15 protein-coding genes are annotated in these 22,194 nt (G+C 61.2%); 12 read left to right on the top strand and 3 right to left on the bottom strand.

Going from position 1 to position 22,194, the window contains the following annotated elements:
* The 4 genes from VXJ35_RS17095 (at position 1) to waaC (ending at position 3,908) form a co-directional block, all read left to right on the top strand.
* Positions 1-846 carry a CHAD domain-containing protein gene (locus VXJ35_RS17095; RefSeq protein ID WP_064022489.1) on the top strand — a complete coding sequence of 282 codons (846 nt, stop codon included), beginning with the start codon at positions 1-3 and terminating at the stop codon, positions 844-846.
* A 99-nt stretch (positions 847-945) separates the two neighbouring features.
* Positions 946-1,872 (top strand): branched-chain amino acid transaminase, encoded by a 927-nt coding sequence (locus VXJ35_RS17100; RefSeq protein WP_064022490.1) that lies wholly within the window; start codon positions 946-948, stop codon positions 1,870-1,872.
* Positions 1,873-1,878: 6 nt separating this feature from the next.
* Positions 1,879-2,892, top strand: coding sequence for a lipopolysaccharide heptosyltransferase II (gene waaF, locus VXJ35_RS17105; protein WP_157198210.1), 1,014 nt, complete (start codon positions 1,879-1,881; stop codon positions 2,890-2,892).
* On the top strand, positions 2,889-3,908 hold the full coding sequence (waaC, locus tag VXJ35_RS17110; protein WP_064022492.1) for a lipopolysaccharide heptosyltransferase I: 1,020 nt from the start codon (positions 2,889-2,891) through the stop codon (positions 3,906-3,908). The genes waaF and waaC overlap by 4 nt, the downstream gene beginning before the upstream one ends.
* On the opposite strand, the gene VXJ35_RS17115 is transcribed toward waaC, so the two are convergent.
* Together VXJ35_RS17115 and VXJ35_RS17120 are read right to left on the bottom strand one after the other, a co-directional pair.
* Positions 3,905-5,059, bottom strand: a complete 1,155-nt coding sequence (locus VXJ35_RS17115) for an HD domain-containing phosphohydrolase (RefSeq protein WP_064022493.1) — start codon at positions 5,057-5,059, stop codon at positions 3,905-3,907. The genes waaC and VXJ35_RS17115 overlap by 4 nt on opposite strands.
* A 43-nt stretch (positions 5,060-5,102) precedes the next feature.
* Positions 5,103-6,326: an HD-GYP domain-containing protein gene (locus VXJ35_RS17120; RefSeq protein ID WP_064022494.1), complete on the bottom strand. Its 1,224-nt coding sequence runs from the start codon at positions 6,324-6,326 to the stop codon at positions 5,103-5,105.
* A 318-nt stretch (positions 6,327-6,644) separates the two neighbouring features.
* Here VXJ35_RS17120 and VXJ35_RS17125 point away from each other — a divergent pair, with 318 nt between their 5' ends.
* From VXJ35_RS17125 to VXJ35_RS17145, 5 genes are all read left to right on the top strand, one after another.
* On the top strand, positions 6,645-8,102 hold the full coding sequence (locus VXJ35_RS17125) for a hypothetical protein (RefSeq protein WP_197495875.1): 1,458 nt from the start codon (positions 6,645-6,647) through the stop codon (positions 8,100-8,102).
* Between the two features lie 63 nt (positions 8,103-8,165).
* Positions 8,166-8,441, top strand: coding sequence for a cupin domain-containing protein (locus VXJ35_RS17130; RefSeq protein WP_054759866.1), 276 nt, complete (start codon positions 8,166-8,168; stop codon positions 8,439-8,441).
* Positions 8,442-8,553: 112 nt separating this feature from the next.
* On the top strand, positions 8,554-9,744 hold the full coding sequence (locus tag VXJ35_RS17135) for an MdtA/MuxA family multidrug efflux RND transporter periplasmic adaptor subunit (protein ID WP_064022496.1): 1,191 nt from the start codon (positions 8,554-8,556) through the stop codon (positions 9,742-9,744).
* Entirely contained in the window at positions 9,741-12,818 is a 3,078-nt protein-coding gene (locus tag VXJ35_RS17140) for an MdtB/MuxB family multidrug efflux RND transporter permease subunit (protein ID WP_082880972.1), read from the top strand. Before VXJ35_RS17135 ends, VXJ35_RS17140 begins: the two co-directional genes overlap by 4 nt.
* The gene (locus VXJ35_RS17145; RefSeq protein WP_064022497.1) at positions 12,815-15,916 is read left to right on the top strand and encodes a multidrug efflux RND transporter permease subunit; all 3,102 of its coding nucleotides are present in this window, start codon (positions 12,815-12,817) and stop codon (positions 15,914-15,916) included. The genes VXJ35_RS17140 and VXJ35_RS17145 overlap by 4 nt, the downstream gene beginning before the upstream one ends.
* Here the strand turns inward: VXJ35_RS17145 and VXJ35_RS17150 are convergent.
* On the bottom strand, positions 15,901-17,223 hold the full coding sequence (locus VXJ35_RS17150) for an HD-GYP domain-containing protein (RefSeq protein ID WP_064023569.1): 1,323 nt from the start codon (positions 17,221-17,223) through the stop codon (positions 15,901-15,903). The genes VXJ35_RS17145 and VXJ35_RS17150 overlap by 16 nt on opposite strands.
* A 500-nt stretch (positions 17,224-17,723) precedes the next feature.
* Here VXJ35_RS17150 and VXJ35_RS17155 point away from each other — a divergent pair, with 500 nt between their 5' ends.
* From VXJ35_RS17155 to VXJ35_RS17165, 3 genes are read left to right on the top strand one after another with little or no spacing between them, the layout of a single operon-like run.
* Complete coding sequence (locus VXJ35_RS17155; protein ID WP_231914773.1) at positions 17,724-18,869, top strand: efflux RND transporter periplasmic adaptor subunit; 1,146 nt, start codon at positions 17,724-17,726, stop codon at positions 18,867-18,869.
* Positions 18,866-20,803 carry a MacB family efflux pump subunit gene (locus VXJ35_RS17160; protein ID WP_064022498.1) on the top strand — a complete coding sequence of 646 codons (1,938 nt, stop codon included), beginning with the start codon at positions 18,866-18,868 and terminating at the stop codon, positions 20,801-20,803. The genes VXJ35_RS17155 and VXJ35_RS17160 overlap by 4 nt, the downstream gene beginning before the upstream one ends.
* A complete protein-coding gene (locus VXJ35_RS17165; protein WP_064022499.1) occupies positions 20,800-22,188 on the top strand; it encodes an efflux transporter outer membrane subunit in 1,389 nt (462 codons plus the stop codon). The genes VXJ35_RS17160 and VXJ35_RS17165 overlap by 4 nt, the downstream gene beginning before the upstream one ends.
* Positions 22,189-22,194 lie beyond the last annotated feature (6 nt).

The following is a 22,194-nucleotide window of genomic DNA, read 5'->3' on the forward strand; positions in this document are numbered from 1 at the left end:
ATGGGCGACGCCGGCGGTAACTTGCCCGGCGCCGCGCTTAACCGCCATTGGCGCTCATATCGCAAACGCCTGAAAGCCTGCTGCCAAACTTGCAGCGAAGAGCATGTCCACAACTTGCGTACCGGCATCCGCCGCTTATTGAGTACGATCGGGCTGTTACGGCAAATCGCCCCTTGCGGGGCGCTGACACCGTTACGGCAAGCGCTGAAGCAGCAACTCGACGGTTTCGACGAACTGCGCGACGTGCAAGTCATGCTCTACGAAGTAGCCGGAAAACTGCCGCAACTGCCGGAGCTGAGCGATTTCCTGGATCATCTGCACCGGCGCGAGCAACAACTATTGCAACGGCTACCGGCCTTCGTCGCCGGCCTACGCCAAGCCAAACTGCGCCGAAAAGTCGATAAGGCACTACGCCAATTTCGGCACGCCGTACCCCGCCAGGACCAAGTTTCCACCGCAATACTCAGTGCGCTGGACCAAACCTATGCGGAAGCGGCGGCGCGCTACGCGGCGGTTGCGGCCGACGACCTGCACAGCATCCACCGCCTGCGTATCGCCGTCAAAAAGCTGCGTTATGCCATCGCCGCCTTCGCCGACACCGTCCCGCACTTGCCGGCCGACCACGACAAACGCCTGCAAAGCTATTTGACCGCCATGGGCGACCTCCAGAACAGCGTCGTCATGCTCGACGCGCTGCACGCCTTCTACAGTGGAAATCCGCCGGAATTCGCGTCGCAACACTACCGGCAACAGCAAAACCAACTGCTTGGCGAATTTATCGCTCGCCGCGAAGAACTGTTCGATTTCTGGCGCCCGGCTCCCGACCGGGCCTTTCCCTGGCGATAAACGCCGCCGGTATTGCCGCGGGCGGCTTTATAGTACAATTTCAGCCAATTTTCGGCCGCAACGGCAGCGCACGATTTTTTAACAGAACGGGTTCAACACATGGCAACGATGGATGATAGAGACGGGTTAATTTGGCTAGACGGCAAATGGGTTGACTGGCGCGACGCGAAAGTCCACGTCCTGACCCACACCCTGCATTACGGCTGCGGCGTGTTCGAAGGTCTGCGCGCCTATAAAACCGATGCCAGCACCGCGATTTTCAAATTGGCCGAGCATACCGACCGTCTGTTCCGTTCCGCGCATATCATGAACATGAAAATGCCGTATTCCAAAGACGAGATCAACCAGGCCCACCGCGACGCGGTCGCCAAAAACAATCTGGACTCGGCCTACATTCGCAGCATGTGCTTCTACGGTTCCGAAGGCATGGGCTTGCGCGCCGATAACCTGAAAGTCCACGTCATGGTCGCAGCCTGGACTTGGGGTGCTTATTTGGGCGCGGAAAACATGGAAAAAGGCATCCGCATCCGCACCTCGTCTTACACCCGTAACCACGTCAACAGCACGATGTGCAAGGCCAAGGCCAACGGTAACTACATCAACTCGATTTTGGCCTTGCAGGAAGCCTTGTCCACCGGTTACGACGAGGCTTTGCTGCTGGACCACGAAGGTTTCTGCGCCGAAGGCAGCGGCGAGAACCTGTTCATCGTTCGCAACGGCAAGCTGTACACTCCGGAAACCACTTCGGCGCTGGAAGGCATCACCCGCGATACCTTGATCACGATTGCCCGCGAACAAGGTTTTGAGGTGATCGAAAAACGCATTACCCGCGATGAAGTGTATGTCGCCGACGAAGCCTTCTTCACCGGTTCCGCCGCCGAAGTCACGCCGATCCGCCAATACGATAACCGCGATATCGGTTGCGGCAGCCGCGGCCCGATTACCGAAAAACTGCAAGCCCTGTATTTCGACTACGTCCATGGCCGCCGCGCCGACCACAAGGAATGGTTGTCGTTGGTTTCCTAAGCCCGCGTGTCTTCCCCGCATAGCATCCTGGTCGTCGGCCCGTCCTGGGTCGGCGACATGGTGATGGCGCAAAGCCTGTTCATCGCCCTCAAGCAACAAACTCCCGATTGCCTTATCGACGTGCTGGCTCCGGCCTGGTCGTTGCCGTTATTGGCAAGAATGCCGCAAGTGCGGCAAGGCATAGCGATGCCGTTGGGCCATGGCCAATTCGGTTTCGGCGCACGTTTGCGTCTGGGCCGCCAACTACGCGGCCGTTACGACCAAGCCATCGTCTTGCCTAACTCCTGGAAGTCGGCGTTGGTGCCGTTCTTCGCCGGCATCCCGATCCGCACCGGCTATCTCGGCGAATTACGCTGGGGCTTGCTGAACGATGCCCGCCGCCTCGACAAAAAACGGCTGACCATGACGGTGCAACGTTTTGTCGCGCTGGGTTTAGCTGGCGACGCCAAGCTCTCGCCGGACTATCCGATCCCGCAATTGGCCATCGGCACAGAGCAACGCCAACAAGCCCGCGAAAAATTCCGGATCGATGCCGAAAAAAAAGCGCTGGCGCTGTGCCCCGGCGCCGAATACGGTCCGGCCAAACGCTGGCCGGCCGAGCATTTTGCCGCCGTTGCCAAGGCCAAAATCGGTGAAGGCTGGCAGGTCTGGTTGTTCGGTTCCGACAAAGACCGGCCGGTCGCCGACGCCATCGTTGAATTGACCGGCGGCGTCTGCCGCAATTTCGTAGGTGAGACCACGCTGGCCGAAGCGGTCGATTTGCTGGCGCTGGCCGACGCGGTGGTCAGCAACGACTCCGGCCTGATGCACGTAGCCGCAGCATTGGATAAAAAAATCGTCGCGGTTTACGGTTCGTCCGATCCTGGATTCACCCCGCCGTTAAATCCGGCCGCGCAAATTCTGAGCCTGAAACTGGCGTGTTCGCCCTGTTTTAAACGCGACTGCCCTTTCGGGCACACGCGCTGTCTAACCGAACTCGGCCCCGAGCAGGTCCTGGCTGCACTCGAAGCCGACAGATGAAAATCGCAATCGTCAAATTGTCGGCATTAGGCGACATCGTGCATGCGATGGTGGCCTTGCAATTCATCAAAGCCGCGTATCCGGAGCTGCAGATCGATTGGGTAGTCGAGCAGCGCTTCGCCGGGCTGCTGGCCGATAATCCGCATATCGACCACGTGCTGCCGGTTAATTTAAAGGCGGTGAAAACCGATAAACTGCGCCTATTCGGCGAAATCGGCAAAGTCCGCGGTTACGCCAAACACGGTTACGATCTGGTGATCGACGCGCAGGGGCTGATTAAATCGGCCTTGGTCAGCCGACTGTTGGCAGCCAATTGCGCCGGCTTCGACCGTAATTCGATCCGCGAGAAGTGGGCAGCTTGGTTTTACGCCCAAACGGTCGCCTACCCTTACGATGCCAATACGATAGACCGCAATGTCGCGGTACTGACCCGGCCGCTCGGACTCAAGGTCGGCAGCGAACAAATTCTGGCAAAACGGCCGTTTCTATTTTTTCGGCCGCCGCAAATCGAGCTGGCGGATTATTTTTCCGACACACAAGCCAATATCCTGCTGGTGATCGGCTCGACCTGGCCCAGCCGCAATTATCCGCTGGAAAAACATTTGCAGGTCATTTTCGGCGTGGAAGCCAATTTTTTGATCTGTTGGGGTAACGAAAAGGAACACTGGATGGCGCAGTGGCTGGCGGAACGCAGTCTGGCGCGGGTGTTGCCGCAAATGAATCTGAACGACTTGAAAGCGGTAATAGCCAAATCGGATTTGGTTATCGGCAACGATACCGGGCCGACGCACATGGCCTGGGGCATGAACCGGCCTTCGATTACCTTGTTCGGTCCGACGCCGATCAGCCGGGTCTACCAGACCAAAACCAACAAAGTGTTGAAGTCGCCGTCGCCGGTCGATCCGCTCAAACTCAACAAAAACGATTTTTCGATAGGCGAAATTCCGGTATCCGCAGTGGTGGCACTCGCTAAACAATTGCTGCCGGCGCCCGCGGCCGAAACTCCGCAGCCTTAAAGCCGTTCCAGCGCGGCAAAAGTAGCCAGCAATTCGATAAACGGCTCGTCGCGCGCCAGCACCCGCGCTATGGCGAGATGCTTATGCGCGGCGTCGCTCAAATCAAGGCGTTGTTCCTGAAACAGCAACTGCTTGTTGGCATCGGCAATCAAGCGGCACGGCGGCCGGCTTAGGTCGTTAGCCGGTTCGGCGCCGACCAACGCCAACTCCCCGCTGGCCAATTCGACGATACAACCCGGCGGATAGGCGTGCAACACCTCGATCAAACCGGCCACCAAGGCGGCGTCGAATTGTGCCGGACTGGCCGCGTACAAATAACCGAGCGCTTCGAGCTTGGTTTGCGCCGGCCGGTCGGCGCGATCGCTAATCAACGCTTCGTAAACCGACGCCACCGCCACCAGCCGGGCCGGCAGGCCGATTTGCCCGGCGACCAAGCCGCGCGGATAGCCGGCGCCGTCCGGACGTTCGTGGTGATCCCCGACCGCCTCAAGCACTTCGGTGGGCAGGCCCGGCACGCCATGCAACAATGCCAGGCCGGCAGAGACATGTTGCCGTAGCGCCGAACGTTCCGCGCCGGTCAGCTCGGCGGCTTTGCCGATAATCGATTGCGGCAGGCCGAGCAGCCCCAAATCGTGTAGAAGCGCGGCGATTGCCGTGTGCCGCAGTAGATCCGGCGCCACGGCCAAGTGCCGCGCCAAGCCCAGCGCCAGCAAGCAGACATTGACCGATTTGTGCACCAACGCCGGATCGGCCAGACTCCGCCCGGCCACCCGGTCTAGCGACACAGCGCCGTTATCCAGCGCAAACGTGAGGTCGGATGCGATTTCCGCGGCAGCGCCGAAGTCGATGCCGCCACCGGCGCGAACCGTCTCCAGAACCGACTCGAAGCGTCGGTAAAATTGCGGCAACGGCCCGGATTCGGCCTCGGCCGCCAGCACGCTGGCGGGTTCGTTATCGTCCGGTGCTGCAACATCCAAGCCCTTTGCCAAATCGATGAACACTTCGCGGCAATACTCGCGTAAGGTCTCGATTTCGGCATCGGAGCTGATCAGAAACTTGGTGGTTAAAAACGGTATGTCCCACCATTTGCGGTCGGTGCCGCACAGGTACATTCCTTGGCGAAGTTGGCTGACGCAGATTTTTTTTACCATGGGAGACATTGCCTAATACAAGCCGAGCCGCCGCGAGCGGACTTCAGGAAACCACTGGGTAAGCTTGGCTGAATTTACCGTCCCGGCAGTATTGGCTCAAATCGATAGCGTAATCCTGCGGCCGGATAACCTGCTTGATCCCGTAACGGTTACCGTTCATGTCGGTGCCGGTCACCGCCAGATCGAGGATGCGTTCCGCCATCGGCTGATTGTTATGGTCGCGGATCAGCAGGATTTTCGGCTTCAGCCGGTCGGCCTTGTTTTGTTCGACGACGATGCCGGCTTCGCCGCTGCTCAGTTCGACCAAATTGCCTTGCGGGTAAAACCCGATGCAGTTGATGAATTGGGTAACGAAATTGGCTTCGTAATGCTGGTTCATGCCTTTTACCAAAATGCCCAACGCCTCCAAATGCGGCTTGCCCTTTTGGTAGATCCGGTCGCTGGTAATCGCGTCGTAGGTATCGACCACCGCCACCAAACGCGTGAACAGCGACAACGCGCTCTTGCCCAGTCCGCGCGGATAGCCGGTACCGGCCAAATGTTCGTGGTGGGCATAGGCCACGTCCACCGCGCCGGGATAGGCGTTGCGTGCCGACATCAGCACGTTGCGGCCGTGCAGCGTATGTTGGCGCATGACGGCCATTTCGTCGTCTTCCAACCGCCCCGGTTTGTTCAGAATTTCCAGCGGAACTTTCATTTTGCCGACATCGTGCATCAAGCCGCAGAATCCGAGTTTATTCAGTTCGTCGAGCGAAAGTTTCAACTCGCGTCCGAGCAATATCGACAACACGCAGACATTCATCGAATGCTGGGCGGTGTATTGGTCTTGATCCTTGAGCTGGGTCAGCAACAGCATCGCATCCGGATTCTCCATGACTTTGTCCACCGTTTCGGCCACGGCTTGTTTCACCGCGCTGACGCTGAACTGGTTACCGAAGCGAATGTCGTCCAGTACGGTTTTGATCAGATTGCCGGTCCGGTGAAAGGTATTCGCGGTCTGGTTGAACGAACGGGCGAAACTCAGATGCTTGATGGAATCGGTGCCCCGGGTCGGAATCGCGCCGGCCGACGCCTTCTGCCACTTCACATCGATATAAACGTAATCGCAAAGATCCTGCAGCGTTTTGATATCGGCCTGGTTCTCGATCACGATGCGGTCGAACAGGAACGGCGAGTCTTGCCGCGGATCTTCCAACCGGCATACGCACATGCCGACTCTCAGTTCGTAGACGTGAATCCGCAACCAGCCGTCGTCTTTATCTTTCATATCCGCCAAAACGTCCCGATGTTTCGAAAATTAATCAACCGCTAAAGCTTAATACAGTCCGCCGCCTTACCCTATAGCCATTCGCCACTTAACCCGCAAAATTGCGCCAATAACTATGCGGCCAGTCACAATTAGCGCCCGATTTTTCGGGTAGCGCCGGCGGTAATAATTCAATTGCCAGATTTTCAGAAAGGTTTACACTGCATCCGCCGACATGCAGCAACCTCCCGGCCGCCGCTGCGTACGGCGACTCGGCGCGGTATGCCCGCGAATAATAAGAACAGCGCCGCACCGGCCAATTCCGCGGAGAGAATCGTTATGCTGCTGAACCACAACGATTTCCACATCGACACCGACGATTTTTTCATTCCGGAACCGGCACCGAAACGATTGCGGCGCCGATACCTGTTTTTTTTGGTGTTGCTGCCGGCGTTGGCAGCCACCGAAACCTACGTCTTTCTGCAACCGCCGGTCTACCAGAGCCAGGCGCTGGTACTGACCACGGCGGCGGGCGAGATCGATCAAGCCCACGCCGCGGCGGATCTGGAGCACGTCAATATCCAGAAACAGGTATTGCTGGGCCAAAACGTGCTGGAAACCACCGCGGCAGTCTTGAATAAAGCCGAAAACGCCGAACCCATCGGCGTCAACCAACTCAAAGCGCTATTTCAGGTCAGTCCGGTCGCCGATACCAACCTGGTACAGCTCAGCGCCGAAGGACAGGATCCACATTTTCTGCAACTGGCCTTGAACACCTGGATCAGAGCCTACCAACAAAGCCGTAGCGAATACATAGCCGAAATCAGCGACAAAGCCACGGCCGACATCAACGCCGAATTACAGCGCCTGGACCGGCAAGTGCAAGACCAGCGCCGCGGCGTCGAAGCCTTCCGTCGCGAGCACAACATCGTCTCGCTGCAAAGCACCGATAACGAAGCCCACGCCCGACTGCAAGGGTTGAACAACGCCTTGAACGCTGCCGGGGAGGAGGAAGCCAAGGCCAAAGCCAAACTCGAAGCGATCCGCGACGCACTGGCGGCCGGCAAGACCGTAGTGGCCGACGCCGATTCGCAAAGCCTGGCGGTGTTGACCGCTCAAGCCGAAAAGTTGCGGGAAACGCTGGAACGCCAACGCAGCCAATACACCGACGAATATATCGATTTCCATCCGACCTTGCGCACGGTGAAATCGCAATTGGCGGAGCTGGAACGTAAAATCGCCGAAAAGGAACAAGCCGCCAGCCGCTTCGCCGAACAAGAGGCCGAGAACGCCTATAACGCGGCCCGCGGCGCCGTAAAAAACCTGCGCCAGGACCTGGAGCGCCACCAACAGCGGGCGGCCGATTACACCAACCGCTTCGCCCAGCACCAAACCATGCTGGAAGAACTGGCCAAACTGGAGGAATTGCAACGTCAAACCCGGCAACGCCTGGTCGAAATCGAAGTCAAACAGCGGCAAAGCAATCCGCAACTGGATGTGGTGGATTGGGCTTCGTTGCCGGATAGCCCGATCCGGCCGGATTATCCGCTGCAAGCCGCAATCGCCGGCGCGGGCTGCCTGGCGCTGGCCTTGCTGGTCGTCTGGTTACGCGATTACCTGGCTAAAGAACCGGAGCTGGCGACCATCAACAGCGTCACCGAATTCCAGCTCTACCAGCATGCCAGTCCGGAACTGGCCGAGCAGCACGCCCCAGCCCACGTCGAGTTCGACGAAGTCAAACAGCTCAGGCGCTGGGACGACCCGAAACCGTTGCCGGACGATCCCTCCCATTCCTAGGCGGCACCGGCGCATCAATGCTAGAATCCGGCATTCGTTCAACTTAAGCCAACAAGGAATTTCATGAGCCTGATTACCGTAGAGCACAACCCCAGCGCAGAGCGTTTGCAAGAACTCGGCGTCGCCAGCTGGCCGATCTGGGAAAAAGAGATCTCTACCTTCACCATCGATTTCGACGAAACCGAAACCGCCTACGTCCTGGAAGGCGAAATCCTCGTCACGCCGGTCGGCGGCGAGCCGGTCAGAATCCTGCCGGGCGATTTGGTCATGTTTCACGCCGGCCTGGATAGCCAGTGGGAAGTCGTCAAACCGCTGCGCAAACATTACCACTACGATTGACCCTCGCCGCCAGCAGGCATGGTTCGAAAAGGCATCCTAGGATGCCTTTTTGCTTTGAACAGGCCCGAGCGAAGCTCCACACCGGACAGGCACTCAAGCACGACCGAAAACAATGCAACAGACACCACACAATCCGGATCGCCGGCGTAGAAAAACCGTCTGGCTATTAGCCACGGCCCTTGGCGTGGCCGGCGCCGCCTACTGGCTGGCGGATCGCCCCGGCCGGCAGCAGGAATCCGGCCAAACCGGCAAACTCGAGCCGCAGCCGGTCAGCGTCGCCACCGGACAAACCCGACGCGGCGACATACCGATTTACCTGCACGGCCTCGGCAGCGTCACGCCGCTGCATACCGTAACGCTACGCTCGCGCGTCGACGGCGAATTGGTCAAAGTCGCGTTCAGCGAAGGCCGCAACGTGAGCCAGGGCGAATTGCTGGCCGAAATCGACCCGCGCCCGTTTCAAGTCCAGTTGGAGCAGACCCAGGGCCAATTGCTGCGCGACGAGGCGCTACTGAAAAACGCCGAACTCGACCTGGCCCGCTACCAGACTCTGCTGGAACAGGATTCGATCGCCGCCCAACAAACCGCGACCCAGGCGGCCCTGGTCAAACAGTACCGCGGCACGGTCGAAATCGACCGAGCTCAGCTCGAAAACGCCAAATTGCAACTGGCTTACACCAAAATCAGTGCGCCGATTTCCGGCCGCATCGGCTTGCGCCTGGTCGACCAGGGCAACATGGTCCGCGCCAGCGACGCCAACGGTCTGGCGGTGATCACGCAAATGCAACCGATTTCGGTAGTGTTCACGCTGCCGGAAGACCAGGCTCCGGCCGTGATGGCGCGTTGGCGCTCCGGCACGGCGCTGGAAGTGGAAGCATACGACCGCGCCGGCCAGCAACGACTGGCCGTCGGCAAACTGCTGGCGATAGACAACCAGATCGATCCGGCCACCGGCACCTTGAAACTGAAAGCGATCTTCGACAACCCGGACCATACCCTGTTCGCCAACCAGTTCGTCAACGTCAAAATGCGGCTGGATATACTGCGCGATGCGGTGTTGGCGCCGAATGCGGCTATCCAGCAAGGTGCCGGCGGCGCTTACGTCTATGTGGTCAATGCCGACAATACCGTGACGGTACGGCAAGTCAAAACCGGGGCGGCGTCTGGCGAAACCGTCTCCATCCTGGATGGTCTCGATGCCGGGCAAACCCTGGTGGTCGACGGCGCCGATCGCCTGCGTGACGGGGCGGCGGTCAAAATTGCCGAGCGGCCGGCGCCGGCCGGCGCCGCAACCCGGCCGTGAGCGAAACCGGCGGTTTCAATCCGTCGCGCCGGTTCGTCGAACGCCCGGTCGCGACCTCGCTGATCATGCTGGCGCTGCTGCTGGCCGGCGTGCTGTCTTACCGGCTGCTGCCGATTTCGGCCTTGCCGCAAGTCGACTACCCGACGGTACAGGTTACGACGCTATACCCCGGCGCCAGCCCGGAAGTCGCCACGTCGGCGATCACCGCGCCGCTGGAACGCCAATTCGGCCAAATACCCGGCCTACGGCAAATGTCGTCGTCCAGTTCCGGCGGCGCCTCGCTGATTACCTTGCAATTCGACTTGAGCCTGGCGCTGGACATCGCCGAACAATCGGTCCAGGCCGCGATCAACGCCGCAAACAACTTTCTGCCGACCGACCTGCCTTTGCCGCCGATTTATAACAAAGTCAATCCGGCCGACGCGCCGATCCTGACGCTGGCGCTGAGCTCGCGCAACCTGCCGTTGATCAAGGTCCAGGATTTGGCCGATACCCGGCTGGTACAGAAAATATCGCAACTGCCGGGCGTCGGCGCGGTCACCATCAGCGGCGGCCAGCGGCCGGCGGTCAGAATCCAGGCCAACCCGCAAGCGCTGGCGGCTTACGGCCTGAGCCTGGACGATCTGCGCCAAGCCGTCGCCGCCGCCAACGTCAACCAACCCAAAGGCCTGTTCGACGGCCCGACCCGCTCGGCCATCATCGACAATAACGACCAATTGCGCTCGGCCGCCGAATACCGCGACTTGGTGGTCGCCTACAAAAACGCCGCCCCGGTCAGACTGGGCGATGTCGCCAGCGCGGCAGACGCCGCCGAAAACGCCAAATTGGCGGCCTGGGCCGACGCCGCCCCCGCCGTCATCGTCAACATCCAACGCCAGCCCGGCGCCAACGTCATCGAAGTCGCCGACCGCATCGTCCGGTTGTTGCCGCAATTGCAGGCGACGCTGCCGGAAAGCGTGGAACTGAAACTATTGAACGACCGCACCGCCACGGTGCGGGCTTCGGTGCGCGACGTGCAATTCGAGTTGATGCTGGCGGTGGCGCTGGTGGTGATGGTGATTTTTCTGTTTCTGCGCAATCTGCCCGCCACCGCGATTCCGGCCGTTGCCGTGCCGCTGTCGTTGGTCGGCACCTTCGCCGCAATGCATCTGGCCGGTTTCAGCATCAATAACTTGACGCTTATGGCGCTGACCATCGCCAGCGGCTTCGTCGTCGACGACGCCATCGTCGTCATCGAAAACATCTCCCGCTACCTGGAGCGCGGCGCTTCGCCGCTGCAGGCGGCATTGAAAGGCTCGGCCCAGATCGGCTTTACCATCATCTCGCTGACGGTTTCGCTGATCGCGGTATTGATTCCGCTGCTGTTCATGGGCGACGTGGTCGGCCGCCTGTTCCGCGAATTCGCGATCACGCTGGCCGTGGCGATTCTGATTTCAGCCGTGGTTTCGCTGACGTTGACGCCAATGATGTGCGCGAAAATGCTGCGGCCGCTGCCGGCCGAATCCGGCAACGGCCGCGATCCGATCGGCAGAACCATCGGCGCCTACGGCCGCAGCCTGGAATGGGTATTGCAGCGCCAAGGCTTGACGCTGTTGGCCGGCGGCGCCACGCTGGCACTGACCGTCGCGCTATACCTGGCGATTCCGAAAGGCTTTTTTCCGATTCAGGATACCGGCCTGATCCAAGGCGTTTCCGAAGCGCCGCCCAGCATTTCGTTTTCGGCGATGGCGGAACGGCAAACGGCGCTGGCCCAACGGATTCTGGCCGATCCGGCCGTCGCCAATCTGGCTTCGTTCATCGGCGTGGACGGCAATAATCCGACCTTGAACAGCGGCCGGTTTTTAATTGCATTGAAGCCGCAAGGCCAACGCGACAGCGCCGCCGAAGTTATCGGCCGGCTGCAAGCCGGCGCGGCCGGCGTCGCCGGCATCGGCTTGTATCTGCAGCCGGTACAGGATATGACCTTGGAAAACCGGATCAGCCGCACCCAGTTCCAGTTCACGCTGCAAACCGTCGATGCCGGCGAGTTGGCGCTTTGGACGCAACGCCTGCTCGACCGCCTGCGCAGTAAGCCGGCGTTGGCCGACGTTGCCAGCGACCTGCAAGAGCGCGGCTTGCAAGCCTATCTGGAGATCGACCGCAGTAGCGCCGCGCGTTACGGCGTCAGCGTCGCCGCGATCGACAGCGCCCTGTACAACGCCTACGGCCAACGCCTGATTTCGACCATTTTCACCCAGTCCAACCAGTACCGGGTGGTGTTGGAAGCCGCGACCGTAGAGTCCGGCGGGCCGGAACAATTGCTGCAACTGCGGGTGCCGTCCGCCAGCGGCGAACAGGTACCGCTGACAGCGCTGGCCCGGCTGTCGGAGCGGCAAGCGCCGCTGGCCGTCAACCGCCTCGACCAGTTTCCGGCAACGACAGTGTCGTTCAACCTCGCGCCCGGCGCCGCTTTGGGCGACGCGTTGCGGGAGATCGAAGCCGCCAAACGCGAAATCGGCCTGCCGCTGGCGATCCAGTTCGATTACCAGGGCGCGGCCCTGGCCTTCGATGCGTCGCTGGCCGATACGCTGTGGCTGATACTGGCGGCCGTGGTCACGGTCTACATCGTCCTCGGCGTGCTCTACGAAAGTTACATCCATCCGCTGACCATCCTGTCGACGCTGCCGTCGGCCGGCGTCGGCGCCCTGTTGGCCTTGCTGCTCGCCGGCGACGATCTCGGCATCATCGGCGTGATCGGCATCGTACTGCTGATCGGCATCGTCAAGAAAAACGCGATCATGATGATCGACTTTGCCCTGGACGCCGAGCGCAATCAGGGTTTGCCGGCGCGGGAAGCGATTTTCCAGGCCTGTCTGCTGCGTTTCCGGCCGATTCTGATGACCACGCTGGCCGCTCTGCTCGGGGCGTTACCGTTGATGTTGGGCGGGGGCGTCGGTTCCGAACTGCGCCAACCCTTGGGCACCGCCATGGTCGGCGGCCTGCTGCTCAGCCAATTGCTGACCCTGTACACCACGCCGGTGGTCTACCTGAGCCTGGACCGCTGGGCCCGCCGCCTGCGCGGAGACGACCGGTGAATATTTCGGCAGCGTTCGTGCGCCGCCCGGTCGCCACGACCTTGTTGACGCTGGGCTTGGCGCTGGCCGGCCTGCTGGCCTTTTGGCAATTGCCGGTGGCGCCGTTGCCGCAGGTCGATTTCCCGACCATTTCGGTCAGCGCCAGCTTGCCCGGCGCCGCGCCGGAGACCATGGCGGCAACGGTGGCGACGCCGTTGGAGCGGGCGCTGGGCCGGATAGCCGGCATCAACGAAATGACTTCGGCCAGCTCGCTCGGCAACACCCGCATCACCTTGCAATTCGATTTGAGTCGCGACATCGACGGCGCTGCCCGCGACGTGCAGGCCGCGATCAACGCCGCCGCCAGCCTGTTACCGAGCAATCTGCCGAACCGGCCGAGCTACCGCAAAGTCAATCCGGCCGATTCGCCGATCCTGATTCTGGCGCTGACCTCGACCACGTTAAGCCGCGGCCAAATGTACGACGCCGCCTCAACCGTGTTGGCGCAGAAAATCGCGCAATTGCCCGGCGTCGGCCAGGTCACGGCTGGCGGCAGTTCGCTGCCTGCGGTCAGAGTCGAGTTGAATCCGGATGCTCTGGCCAAATACGGCATCGGCCTGGACCAGGTCGCCGGCGCCATCGCCGCCGGCAACACCAACCGGCCCAAAGGCGCGCTGGAAATCGGCGGCCGCCACTGGCAAATACAAACCAACGGCCAGGTCGAGCACGCGGCGGATTATCTGCCGTTGATCGTCGCCTACCGCAACGGCGCGCCGGTACGGATTGCCGATCTGGGCACAGCGGTGGATTCGGTAGAAGACTTGCGCAGTACCGGCCTGAAAAACGGCGAGCCGGCGGTATTGTTGATCGTCAACAAACAGCCCGGCGCCAATATCATCGAAACCGTGGATAGGGTCAAAGCGATGCTGCCGCAACTGCGCGCGCTGCTGCCGGCCGCGGTCGAACTGTCGGTGGTCTCCGACCGCTCGCAAACCATACGCGCCTCGGTGGCCGAAGTGGAGCACAGCCTGCTGATCGCCGTCGCGTTGGTAATCATGGTAGTGCTGTTATTTCTGCGCCGCCTGCGCACCGCGCTGATTCCCATCGTCGCGGTGCCGGTGTCGCTGATCGGCGCCTGCGGCGTGATGTATTTGTGCGGCTACAGCCTGGATAATTTATCGTTGATGGCGCTGACCATCGCCACCGGATTTGTGGTGGACGATGCGATTGTGGTGCTGGAAAACAGCAACCGCCATCTGGAACAAGGCCTGCCGCCACTGCAGGCCGCGTTGCGCGGCGTCGGCGAAGTCGGCTTTACCGTACTGGCGATGAGTTTGTCGTTGATCGCGGTGTTTACCCCTATCCTGCTGATGGGCGGTATCGTCGGCCGCTTGTTCCGCGAATTCGCCGTGACGCTGTCCGCGGCGGTTTTGGTGTCGCTGGTGGTTTCGCTGACGGTGACGCCGATGCTGTGCGCACACTGGCTGCAAGCGGAACCGCCGCGGCCGCCAAGCCGAGCGTCGGCGGCGACGGCGGAACTGTTCGACAAAATCCGCGCCGGCTACCGGCATAGCCTGGCCTGGGCGCTGCACCACCCGCGGCTGATGTTGGCGTTGCTGGCGGCCTGCATCGCCGCCAACGCCTATCTGTACGTCATCGTACCGAAAGGCTTTTTTCCAGTGCAGGACAACGGCCGGCTCAGCGGCACGATCCAGGCCGACCAGAGCATTTCCTTCCAGGCCATGCAGCGCAAGTTGCGCGATTTTGCCGAAATCCTGCACCAGGACCCGGCGATCAACGACGTGGTCGGTTTTGCCGGCGGCATGCAGAACAGCAACAGCGGCCTGATGTTCGCGATCTTGAAGCCGCCGGAGCAGCGCGACCGCCCCATCGCCGAAATCAACCGCCAGTTGCGGGAAAAGCTGGCCGACGAACCCGGCGCCAGCCTGTTTCTGCAACCGGTGCAGGACTTGCGCATCGGCGGCCGCGGCTCGGCGGCGTTGTACGAATTCGCCTTGCAATCGGACGATCTGAATCTGCTGCGGGAATGGACGCCGAAGATCGTCGCCGCGTTGGCGGCGCTGCCGGAACTGGCCGATGTCAACACCAACCAACAAGACAAAGGCCGGCAAATCGCACTGCAGGTGGACCGAGACAAGGCCGCCCGGCTCGGCGTCAGCCAGGCGGCAATCGATAGCGCGCTGCACAACGCCTTCGGCCAGCGCCCGGTATCGGTGATTTACAAACCGTTGAACCAATACCGGGTGGTGATGGAACTGGCGCCGCAGTATTGGCGCGATCCGCAGACCTTAAGGCAACTCTATGTCGGTTCCGCTAACGGAATCCAGGTGCCGCTGGCGACGCTGGCCGAGTTCCGCCCCGGCAACACGCCGCTGACCGTCAACCACCAAGGCCAATTCGCCGCGGCAACGGTATCCTTCAATCTGAAACCCGGCGTGTCGTTATCGGACGCCACCCGCTTGATCGAGCGCACGCTGCGCGACATCGGCACGCCGGCGCAGGTGCGCGGCAGCTTTCAGGGTTCGGCCAAGGCGTTTCAGGAATCGCTGCGCAACCAACCCTGGCTGATCGCCGCGGCGCTGTTCAGCATCTACATCGTGCTGGGCATTCTCTACGAAAGCTACATCCATCCGCTGACCATCCTGTCGACGCTGCCGTCGGCCGGCATGGGCGCGTTGCTGGCGCTGATGGCCTGCGATACCGAATTCAGCATCATCGCGCTGATCGGCGTGATTTTATTGATCGGCATCGTCAAGAAAAACGCGATCATGATGATCGACTTTGCGCTGCACGCACAACGCGAACAGGGCTTGGACCCGGAACAAGCCATCTTCGCCGCCTGCCTGCAACGCTTCCGGCCGATTATGATGACGACGCTGGCGGCACTGCTCGGTGCGTTGCCGTTGGCGCTGGGCTCGGGTTACGGCGCCGAATTGCGCCAGCCGCTGGGGATTTCCATTGTCGGCGGCCTGCTGGTCAGCCAACTGCTGACGCTGTATACGACGCCGGTGGTGTATTTGGCTCTGGACCGGCTCAGCGGCCGGCGGCGGAAAAATCCGGCGGTCTCAGCCAGCCGGCCATCTCAAAATTTGGCGTGAGCGAAGCCTTTTTGCAATACGCCCTGGCGGTAGTATTTGCCGATGTCGATACCGTAATCCTGCGCCCGGACGATGCTCCTGATGGTTAACACCTGGCCGCGCCGATCCAATTCCATATCGGCCAGATTGACCACTCTTTCCTCGACCGGCTGCCCTTCCGGATCCAGCAAAATGATGATTTTAGGCCGCAGCCGCACCAGTTCGTTGACTTCGACCACAATCGCCACCGCGCCGTTGGTCATCTGCACCAGACTGCCCGGCGGATAAACGCCCAAAGCTTCGATGAATTTTACGACCAGGCGCCCGTCCAACTGGCTGCCGCTCAAATCGGACAGAATGCCGGTCGCATCGAGATGGGTGCGGCCTTTCTGGTACACCCGGTCGCTGGTCATCGCGTCGTACATATCCACTATCGTCACGATCCGGGTAAACAGCGAGATACCCTTGTCCTTGATCCGCCGCGGATAGCCTTTGCCGTCCAGCGTTTCGTGGTGGGCCAGCGCCGTGTCGATCGCTCCGGTGTACATATCCGTGCTGGATTTCAGCAATTCGTAGCCGAGCGAGGTATGCGAACGCATGATTTCCATTTCGGCATCGTCCAGTTTGCCCGGTTTATTCAGAATCTCCAGCGGAATCAACATTTTGCCCATGTCGTGCATCATGCCGCACAGGCCGACCAGATTCAGGTTGGAGACAGAAAAATTCAGGTGCCGGCCCAACACTATAGCCAAGGCGCAAACGTTCAGACTGTGCTGAGCGGTATATTGGTCCCTGTTTTTCAGTTGGCTCAACCACAAAAACGCATCCGGCGAATGCAGAATGCTATTGACGCATTCGGCCACCGCCGCCTTGGCGGCCTTGGTATCCACGCCCTCGCCGCGGGCGATGCGCTCCATGAAATCGGAAACCAGCACGCCCATTTCCTGATACACCGCTTCGGCGCGTTCGATCTCTTTTTCGAATACGCTCAATTTCGGCGGAGGCGGAAAATCGGCGATGCTGTCCAACGACAGGTTGTCTTGGCTGCCTTTGTACTCGACCACCTTCTTCCGGCTTTTGGTGACGTCAATGTACACGTAGTCGCAGACCTCGCGTACCTTGCGGATGTCTTCCTCGGTTTGCAGCTCGAACCCCTGGAACAGAAACGGGCTGTCCAGCCAGGGCCGGTCCAGTTCGATCACGTACATGCCGAGCTTGAGCTGGGCCACCGGCGTATAAACCCGCTGGTTAACGTCGTAAACGTTGACGTTACTCTGCAGCGATTTTTTCTTGCGGCGGCGGAACGGCCACCAGTCTGCTATAGCCATGCGATTCGATTCATCCAAACGTTTAGAGTAAGCTTCTTTGCCACCGGGGCGGGCCGATAAACGGGCGGCGGCAGGACAGCGGTTGGCACAATGATAGCCAGTTTCCCGCATTCGAAAATTGCCGCCGCACCCCAAGTCCGGTTTCCGCGACCCAGTTCCAACATTAAACAAAAGCCCTCCCCTTGCAGCCGGCAGCATCTCCAGAGCCAAACCGAGGCCCTACCGGCAAACTTTACCAAGCTTTACCTAAATTAAGCTTTCCCCGGCTTGCCAAGCAAAAATCCGGATAATACACTGAAACCCGTCTGCAGCCGCAGCTTGCCACCAGCCGCTTCGGTTGGACGGAACCGACGACACAGCCCCAGCCCTGCGCGGTCTCAGCCATCGCCACTACTGCCCGGCCGGAAACCGCCACGTTATTCAAAACCTGACCTTTACCCCGCATGCTTTGGCCCGTTAAATCGAAACCTGGTTCCGCCCGCCGGCGAACCGCTATTTTGGTGTTGGCGGCAGCAGTAGCCGCCGGCGCAGCTTACCGCTATCTGCAGCCGGAACAGAAAGCCACGGAGCCGGGCGAAACCGTCAGCGTCAGCCTGGGCGACATTGAAGAAAACGTCACGGCTCAGGGCAAACTGGAACCCAAAGAATACGTCGATGTCGGCGCTCAGGTTACCGGCCAATTGCAAAAAATCTACGTCAAGATCGGCGACGACGTCCGCGCCGGGCAATTACTGGCGCAAATCGATCCGCGGATTTATGCGGCGCGGGTCGCGGCCGACGAGGCCAATATCAAGAATCTGCAGGCGCAACTGGCCGGCCAGCAAGCGCAAGTGGTGTTTGCCCAGCAGCAATACGACCGCAACCGTGAGCTATTGCAAAGCCAGGGCGTCAGCGTCCAGGATTTTCAAAACAGCGAATTCACTTTGAAAAACGCCAAAGCTACCGCCGCCGCGATCCAGGCGCAGATCGAACAAGTGGAATCGACCTTGAACGGAGACAAGACCAATCTCGGCTTCACCAAAATCTTCGCTTCGATGGACGGCACCATGGTCGACCAGAAGGCCCGCGAAGGCCAGACCCTGAACGCCAACCAAACCACGCCGACCATTCTGCAACTGGCCAAACTCGACACGATGACGGTGCGGGCCCAGGTAGCCGAGGCCGACGTGATGCGGCTGAGCCGGGACATGGCGGTGTATTTCACCACGCTGGGCTCCGGCGAGCGGCGCTGGCAAGGCAAGGTACGGCAAATCCTGCCGACGCCGGAAGTGATCAACAACGTCGTGCTGTACAACGTCCTGGTCGACGTCGACAACCGCGACCGGCAATTGATGACCGGCATGAGCACGCAGATGTTTTTCGTACTGGGCAAGGCCGAGCAAGTACCGTTGCTGCCGGTCAACGCGCTGGGCCAACGCCTGCGCGGCGAGGACCAAGGCCGAGGCCAGGCCTACAAAGTCAAACTGGTTAGCGGCGCGGACGTGCAGGAAAAAACCGTGCATATCGGCCTGCGTACTCGCCGTTTTGCCCAGGTGTTGGACGGCCTGGCGCTAGGCGACCGGGTACAGGCCAATAGCGACAATGGCGACAAGTCCAAAAACCGGCGCAAAGATCCGCTGCCCGGCGGCGGAGTGCCCCGGCTATGAGCGCCGAACCGCTACTCGAACTCCACGGCATCCGCCGTTTTTATCCGAACGGCGACAACGTGGTTCGGGCGCTGGACGACGTGTCGCTGAGCGTCTGGCCCGGAGAATTCGTCGCCATCGTCGGCCAGTCCGGCTCCGGCAAATCGACGCTGATGAATCTGATCGGCTGTCTGGACCGGGCCGACACCGGCAGCTATCGGGTGTTGGGCCGCGACGTGGCCGAGCTCGACCCGGACCAACTCGCCGCCTTGCGGCGGGAAAGCTTCGGCTTCGTGTTCCAGCGTTACAACCTGCTGAATAGCGCGACTGCCGCCGAAAACGTCGAAATTCCGGCCTTGTACGCCGGCTTGGCCAAGGCCGAACGCCACCGGCGGGCGCTGGAATTGCTGGCCAAACTGGGCCTGGCCGAACGCGGCGAACACAAACCGATGCAGTTGTCCGGCGGCCAACAACAACGGGTCGCGATAGCCAGAGCCTTGATGAACGATCCGCCGGTAATCCTGGCCGACGAACCGACCGGGGCGCTGGATAGCCAAAGCGGCATGGAAGTCATGGCGCTGCTAAAACGGTTGCACGGCGAGGGCCGGACGATTTTGCTGATCACCCACGACGACAAAGTCGCGGCCCACGCCCAGCGGGTCGTGCATATCGCCGACGGCAAAATCGTCCACGACGGCCCGGCCCGGCGCGACGGTCGCTGGCTGACGCCGCCGGCCCAGCGCGGTATCGGCGGCGCCGGCTTGCTGGCGGAGTTGGCCGAAGCCGGCAAAACCGCACTGCGTTCGTTGCGCGCCAACTTGTTCCGTACCGCATTGACCTTGCTCGGCATCGTGATCGGCGTCGCCGCTGTAGTGACGATGCTGGCGGTCGGCCAGGGCAGCCAGGAAAAAGTGCTGGAACAGATGCGGGCGATGGGCACCAACATCCTGTCGATTCGCCCCGGCGTCCCCGGTTTTCGCGGCGGCGGCGACGTTGCCACTTTGACGCTAGCCGACGCCGAGGCGATCGCCGAACTGGACAACGTGGCCTGGGCCTCGCCGGAGCGCAGCAGTCGGCTAACCGTGCGTTACGGCGCGGTCGATTACGCCACCAGCGTGCAAGGCGTGGCGCCGAGCATGCCGCAGGTGCGGGACTGGCCGCTGGCGCTCGGCGACTTTTTCGACGAACGCGACCAACGCCGCTACGCGCCGGTCATGGTACTGGGCGAAACGGTGCGCAAACTGCTGTTTAGCGACGGCGAAGACCCGCTCGGCCGCTACGTCATGATCGGCAACATTCCATTCGAGGTGATCGGCGTGATGGCCGCCAAAGGCGCCGACGCCCAGGGCAGCGACCGCGACGACGGCGTGTTCGTGCCGATCAGCACCGGTTTGGTCCGTTTGTTCGGCCAGAAATACCTGGGCGGCATCACGGTGCGGGTCGAGGACGTGGCCCAAATCGACGCTACGCAACAGGCCATTACCGATTTATTGGTCGCCCGCCACCAAACCGAGGATTTCCGGATACGCAACATGGCATCGATCATCGAATCGGCCACCGAAACTCAGAATACCTTGACGCTGATGCTCGGCATCGTCGCGGCGATTTCGCTGTTGGTCGGCGGCATCGGCGTGATGAACATCATGCTGGTCAGCGTCACCGAGCGCACTCGGGAAATAGGCATCCGCATCGCCACCGGCGCCCGCCGCCGCGATATCCTGCTGCAATTCAATACCGAAGCCGCCGTGGTCTGCACCTTGGGTGGCGTGATGGGGGTTTTGCTCGGCTTCGCCGCCGGCCAGGTTTTGGCCTACTTCGGCATGGCGGTGTTGTTTTCGCCGCTGCCGGCTATCTTGGCGTTTTGCTGCGCCTTCTCCACCGGCCTGCTGTTCGGTTACTTGCCGGCGCGCAAGGCGGCGCTACTCGACCCGGTCGTGGCGTTGGCGGCGGAATGAAAAGGCAGGCACGAATCGGCGGATTGGCGATGGCGCTGGCAATTGCCGGCTGCAATTTGCAAACCGATTACCGCCGGCCGCCGGTCGACACGCCGGAGGGTTGGCGTCAGGCCGCTGCCACCGGCGCAGCCCAGGTCGATCCGCAGTGGTGGCGGGCATTCGCCAGCGCGGAGTTGGACCGGTTGATGGCACAGGCCCTGGCCTACAACAACGATCTGGCCGCCGCCGAACAACGCATCGCCCAGGCCCGCGCCCAGGCCCGGATTGCCGGGGCCGGGCTGTGGCCGGCGGCCGGCCTCAACGCCAGTTATACCGACAACCGCAACGAGCTGACCGATAGCCAGAAAGCCAGCGGCCAGTTCGACATTGCCTACGAAGTCGATTTATGGGGCGCCAACCGCGCCCGCCGCGATGCCGGCAGCGCCCGGATGCTGAGCCGAATATTCGCCCGCGATGCGTTGCAACTGGTGGTGATGGCCGATGTCGGCCAAACTTATTTCACGCTGCTGGCGATCCGCGAGCGCCGGCAAATCGCCAGCGATTTTCTGGATACGGCCACGGCCATTCTCGGCATCATCGAAGCCCGCCAGCGCGCCGGCGCCGCCTATGCGCTGGAAGTGGCCCAGCAAAAAACCGTGCAGGCCAACGCCCGCGCCAGCCTGGACTTGCTGGTGCAACAGCAGATTCTGGCGGAAAACGCGCTGGCGATATTGCTCGGCCAAGCGCCGCAGCAACTGGCGTTGGCGCCGGCCGCGTTCGCCGATTTACAGATACCGCAGATCGGCGCCGAACAACCGGCCGCACTGCTGCAACGCCGCCCCGACATCGGCCAGTTGGAAATGGAATTAATCGCTGCCAACGCCGACATCGCCGCCGCCCGCGCCGCGTTCTATCCGAAACTGCAATTGAGCATGAACAGCTTGCTGTCCTCGCCGCAGCCGGGCGGCGTGGCCGTGGCATTGGCGGCCGGCCTGGCCCAACCGCTGTTTCAGGGCGGCCGCCTGCAAGGCGCTTTCGACAACGCAGTTGCCGTGAACGCGGAATTGGCGGAAACCTACCGCAAGACGGTGTTGACGGCATTCAAGGAAGTGGAGGACGCCGCGGCGACCTACGCCAACTCCGGCCGCCGGCTCGAAGCGCTGCAACTGGCTACCGAACAAGCCAAGCTGGCCTTACAAATCTCCCGCGACCGCTACCGCCTGGGCGCGGTGGACTACCAAGCCCTGCTCAATGCGCAAAGCAGCTATTTGAACGCCGAAAACAGCCGGGTGCAGGCACGGCTAGAAGTCCTGCTGGCGCAAGTGCTGATGTACAAAGCCCTCGGCGGCGGCTGGTCCTTGGCAAACCAAAATACCGACCTCGCCGACCGCGCACCGGGGCCTTGAACGCCC

This window comes from Methylomonas sp. DH-1 (assembly GCF_046097555.1).
GTDB classification, from domain to species: Bacteria; Pseudomonadota; Gammaproteobacteria; order Methylococcales; family Methylomonadaceae; genus Methylomonas; species Methylomonas koyamae.